Genomic DNA, 4,460 nt, shown 5'->3' with positions numbered 1-4,460 from the left:
CATGAATGTCATTGAAGATGTGGTCAATCGCACGCGCAATGCATTGGACATCAACGAGAGCGAAAAGAGCAGAAATTATCACAACCGCTTTATGTCCAGCGGTATTATTGGCTGCGTTACATTGTGGCTGCAAGACGATGGTCAGGCGGCAGATGATGTATTGATTGATGAGCTGAACGAGATGTTTCAGTGCGCCCTGAAGGGATGAATATTGTAGAGGCGGCAAAGATTTGCCGCCTCTTTGTGTGTCTGTCTGCGTCAATCGGAAACCATGCGGTCTACCGTGTCAGCTGCCTCATGGGCAGCGCGGCTGACCATACCGGCGGTGTGATGGGCGGTGCGGGAGACCGAACGACCGAGATCGGTTCCGGCAAGACGATAATTGACCGCCATGACAGCGGCGGCCGCTCCGGCAAGTCCGGTGACAACGCCGACGGCAAACATTCCAGAGTTCATAACATGCAACCACCTTTCCTCGCGTTTTGTCGAAAGTTTGCCCGGAAAATCACAAAAATATGCGGAAAATCGCTGGAAAAACTTGCTTTTGAACAAGATTTGACACATGAACAAAATTTTTTGGAAAAAAAGTGCCATCCTGTGCATTCCGACGGGAAGTTTGGCAAAGAATCCGGTTTACAAAAATTTAAAGAAGGTATATAATAAATAGCAGAGAATATGCACCTTTAAGCTGTCCCCGTGAGTTCAGCAAGGCGTTTGGATAAAGTTGATTGAGAGCACACGGTAGCTATACCCATACTCGCTCTGTAGATTTTCGGTTTCCCGCCACAGGTGCGAGAAGCCGTTTTTTGTTGTTCGACAGAAGGAAGGGCAGCGATGGAGCAGAAAAAAGCCGAGATTATGGACGAGGGTGCCATGCGGCGGGCGATTAACCGCATTTCGTATGAAGTCATTGAACGCAATCATGGTGCCGTCGATTTGGTGCTCGCTGGTATTCGCACGCGCGGCGTATATCTGGCAGAGCGCATGGCAAATAAAATTGCAGAAGTGGAAGGCACGCGGCCACAGGTCGTTTCGCTGGATATTACCGGCTTTCGAGATGACCATCCGGAGGATGCTATCGCCTGTCAGCTGCCGGAAATCGACGACATTTCCCAGAAAACGGTGCTGATTGTCGATGATGTGCTGTCCACCGGACGTACCGTTCGCGCGGCGATGGAAGCGGTGCTGCATATGGGACGCGCCCAGCGCATTCAGCTGGCAGCCCTCATAGACCGCGGGCATCGGGAACTGCCGATTCGTCCGGATTTTGTCGGAAAGAATTTGCCGACGTCCAGATCTGAATTGGTGCGGGTATATGTAAAAGAATATGACGGAAAAGACAGCGTGGTTATTTTGACCGGCGCGCAATCCGTTTGAATGAGTAAGATACGAACACAGGAGGAAAAGAGTCATGTCCGTAAATACACTGGTTCGCAAGATCCGTGAGAAAAATAATCCGACCGTTGCCGGTCTGGATGCGCGTCTGGAGTACATTCCGGCGTATATCACTGAAAAGTACACCGCACAGTATGGCAAGACCCTCAAGGCTGCTGCTGCCAGCATGATGGAGTTCAACAAGGGCTTGATTGATGCCCTGCACGACATTGTACCGGCAATCAAGCCGCAGGCAGCATATTATGAGCTGCTGGGACCGGAAGGTGCGATTGTTCTGCGCGATACCATCGCGTATGCACACGAGAAGGGCATGTATGTCATCGCGGACATCAAGCGAAACGACATTGGCGCAACCGCAACCGCATATGCACAGGCATATCTGGGCGAGAGCGAAGTTTGCGGCGAGAGCCTGCCGGTATACAACTGTGATTCCTGCACCGTCAATGCCTATCTGGGTACTGATGGCATCACCCCGTTCCTCAATGAGTGCGAAGCACGTGACCGCGGCATTTATGTGCTGGTGAAGACCTCGAACAAGTCCTCTGGTGAGTTCCAGAACAAGCTGATGGGTGACCAGCCGCTGTACGTTCGCATGGCAGAGAAGGTTGCCGAGTGGGGCGAAGGTCTGATGACAGAATGCGGCTATTCGCAGGTCGGTGCCGTTGTCGGCGCAACCTATCCGGAAGAGCAGAAGATCATCCGTCAGATTATCCCGCACAGCTATTTCCTGGTACCGGGATACGGCGCACAGGGCGCAACCGCCAAGGACATCGCCAATGCATTCAATGACGACGGTCTGGGCGCAATTGTCAATTCTTCCCGCGGTATCATGTGTGCTTGGAAGAAGTGCGATCTGGATTATCAGGAAGCAGCACGCAAGGAAGCGATTCGTATGCGTGATGACATCGTAAGTGCAATCAAGTAAGTCAAAATTTTTTGATATAGATAGTAAAAACAACATCGTTTGAATAGAAGAGGAGTGTTTGGAACTTGAAGAAGGCCTATCTCCTGCTGGCTGACGGCACGCTGTTTGAAGGCGTCAGCGTCGGTGCAGAGGGCGCATCTATTGCGGAAATCGTATTCAATACCGGCATGGCAGGCTATCAGGAAGTCCTGACTGACCCGTCTTATTACGGACAGTCTGTCTGCATGACCTACCCGCTTATCGGCAACTATGGTCTCAATGCTGAGGACTTTGAGTCGCGCAAGTGCTGGGTTTCCGGCTTTATCATGCGTGAAGCATGTGCATATCCGTCTAACTGGCGCTGTGACCGCTCGCTGGATGAATATCTCAAGAGCGAGGGCATCGTTGGTCTGGCTGGCATTGATACCCGCCGCCTGACCCGTATCCTGAGAAACAGCGGCGTTATGAACGGCATTCTGTATTCTGAGGGCTATGAGCCGACAGAGGAGCAGATTGCAGAAATGAAGGCATACAAGGTAACCAATGCTGTTAAGACAGTTACCATTTCTGAGCCAAAGGTTTATCCGACCACCGCAGAGACCCAGAAGCATCGCGTTGCGCTGCTGGACTTCGGTGTCAAGCGCAACATTCGCCGTGAGCTGTGTGCACGCGGCTGTGAAGTTACCGTTCTGCCGGCATACACCAAGCCGGAAGAGATTCTGAATGGCGGCTATGACGGCATCATGCTCTCCAACGGCCCTGGCGATCCGGAGGAAAACACCGAGATCATTGAAAACCTGAAGGTGCTCATCAAGTCCGGTATGCCGATCTTTGGCATCTGTCTGGGTCATCAGCTGCTGGCTCTGTCCATCGGCGCAAAGACCAAGAAGATGGTCTTCGGTCATCGCGGCGTCAACCATCCGGTAAAGGATCTGGCACACGACCGCACTTATATCACCAGCCAGAACCACGGCTATGCTGTTCTGGGCGAGACCGTTAATCCGGAAATCGCTCGTGTCAGCCACATCAATATCAACGACAATACCTGTGAAGGCATCGAGCATCTTCATGCGCCGATCTTCACCGTTCAGTATCATCCGGAAGTCAAGCCGGGTCCGGAAGACACGGCATATCTGTTCGATCAGTTTATTGCACTCATGGATGAGAAGAAAGGAGGCGCTCAGTAATGCCGCTGCGCAAAGATATTCATAAGGTAATGGTACTTGGCTCCGGTCCGATTGTCATCGGTCAGGCTGCTGAGTTCGACTACGCAGGTACACAGGCTTGCCGTGCTCTGCGCGAAGAAGGTCTGGAAGTCGTTCTGGTAAACTCCAATCCGGCTACCATCATGACCGATAAGGCCATGGCAGATAAGGTATATATCGAGCCGATGACCATTCCGTGCGTGGAAGAAATCATCAAGAAAGAGCGTCCGGACTCCATTCTGCCGACACTGGGCGGTCAGACCGGTCTGAACATCGCGATGGATCTGGTAGCAAGCGGCTTCCTCGATGAGTACGGGGTAAAGCTGCTGGGCGCAAACCCGACAACCATTGACAAGGCAGAAGACCGTCAGATGTTTAAGGACACTATGGAGAAGATCCATGAGCCGATTATCGCATCCAAGGTTGTACACACCGTAGAAGATGCCGTTGCATTTACCGAAGAAATCGGTCTGCCGGTTATCATTCGTCCGGCATATACGCTCGGCGGCACCGGCGGCGGTATTGCCTATACTTGGGACGAACTGCGTGAAATCGCAGCTTCCGGTATCATGTACTCTCGTGTAGATGAAATTCTGGTCGAGAAGTGCATTGCAGGCTGGAAGGAAGTCGAGTACGAAGTAATGCGTGACGGCAAGGGCAATGTCATCACGGTTTGTAACATGGAAAATATTGATCCGGTCGGCGTACACACCGGCGACTCTGTCGTTGTTGCACCGAGCCAGACGCTGTGTGACCATGAGTATCAGATGCTGCGTACTTCTGCGCTCAAGATCATCACCGAGCTGGGCATTGAGGGCGGCTGTAACGTACAGTTTGCTCTGCATCCGGATTCCTTTGAGTATGCCGTTATCGAGGTAAACCCGCGTGTATCGCGTTCCTCCGCACTGGCATCCAAGGCAACCGGTTATCCGATTGCAAAGATCGCAGCAAAGATT

Annotated in this window: 5 protein-coding genes and 1 pseudogene; 5 read left to right on the top strand and 1 reads right to left on the bottom strand. The window is 52.1% G+C overall.

The features are described 5' to 3' along the window. Positions 1-208, top strand: a 208-nt coding sequence (locus ACR0P9_RS08250) for a hypothetical protein (RefSeq protein ID WP_432619102.1), incomplete at its 5' end; no start/stop codon positions are given. A 50-nt stretch (positions 209-258) separates the two neighbouring features. On the opposite strand, the gene ACR0P9_RS08245 is transcribed toward ACR0P9_RS08250, so the two are convergent. Continuing rightward, positions 259-456 carry a hypothetical protein gene (locus ACR0P9_RS08245; protein ID WP_432619101.1) on the bottom strand — a complete coding sequence of 66 codons (198 nt, stop codon included), beginning with the start codon at positions 454-456 and terminating at the stop codon, positions 259-261. Between the two features lie 378 nt (positions 457-834). Between ACR0P9_RS08245 and pyrR the strand changes: the two genes are divergently transcribed. From pyrR to ACR0P9_RS08225, 4 genes and pseudogenes are all read left to right on the top strand, one after another. Beyond that, positions 835-1,377, top strand: coding sequence for a bifunctional pyr operon transcriptional regulator/uracil phosphoribosyltransferase PyrR (pyrR, locus tag ACR0P9_RS08240; protein ID WP_432619099.1), 543 nt, complete (start codon positions 835-837; stop codon positions 1,375-1,377). Positions 1,378-1,411: 34 nt separating this feature from the next. Beyond that, entirely contained in the window at positions 1,412-2,320 is a 909-nt protein-coding gene (pyrF, locus tag ACR0P9_RS08235; protein WP_432619098.1) for an orotidine-5'-phosphate decarboxylase, read from the top strand. A 65-nt stretch (positions 2,321-2,385) separates the two neighbouring features. Beyond that, on the top strand, positions 2,386-3,486 hold the full coding sequence (locus tag ACR0P9_RS08230) for a carbamoyl phosphate synthase small subunit (RefSeq protein WP_432619097.1): 1,101 nt from the start codon (positions 2,386-2,388) through the stop codon (positions 3,484-3,486). Then, positions 3,486-4,460, top strand: a pseudogene (locus ACR0P9_RS08225) (carbamoyl-phosphate synthase large subunit); the annotation flags it as partial. The gene ACR0P9_RS08230 and the pseudogene ACR0P9_RS08225, both read left to right, overlap by 1 nt.

Source organism: Butyricicoccus sp. (assembly GCF_050872565.1).
In the GTDB taxonomy this organism is placed as follows: domain Bacteria; phylum Bacillota; class Clostridia; order Oscillospirales; family Butyricicoccaceae; genus Butyricicoccus_A.
The sequence above is the reverse complement of the archived record's forward strand: the minus strand, read 5'-3'. Positions and strand labels throughout refer to the sequence as shown.

What these genes read in the sequence shown, in the direction of transcription:
- ACR0P9_RS08245 (WP_432619101.1), bottom strand. Translation starts at nt 456, where the DNA reads ATGAACTCTGGAATGTTTGCCGTCGGCGTTGTCACCGGACTTGCCGGA.
- pyrR (WP_432619099.1), top strand. Translation starts at nt 835, where the DNA reads ATGGAGCAGAAAAAAGCCGAGATTATGGACGAGGGTGCCATGCGGCGG.
- pyrF (WP_432619098.1), top strand. Translation starts at nt 1,412, where the DNA reads ATGTCCGTAAATACACTGGTTCGCAAGATCCGTGAGAAAAATAATCCG.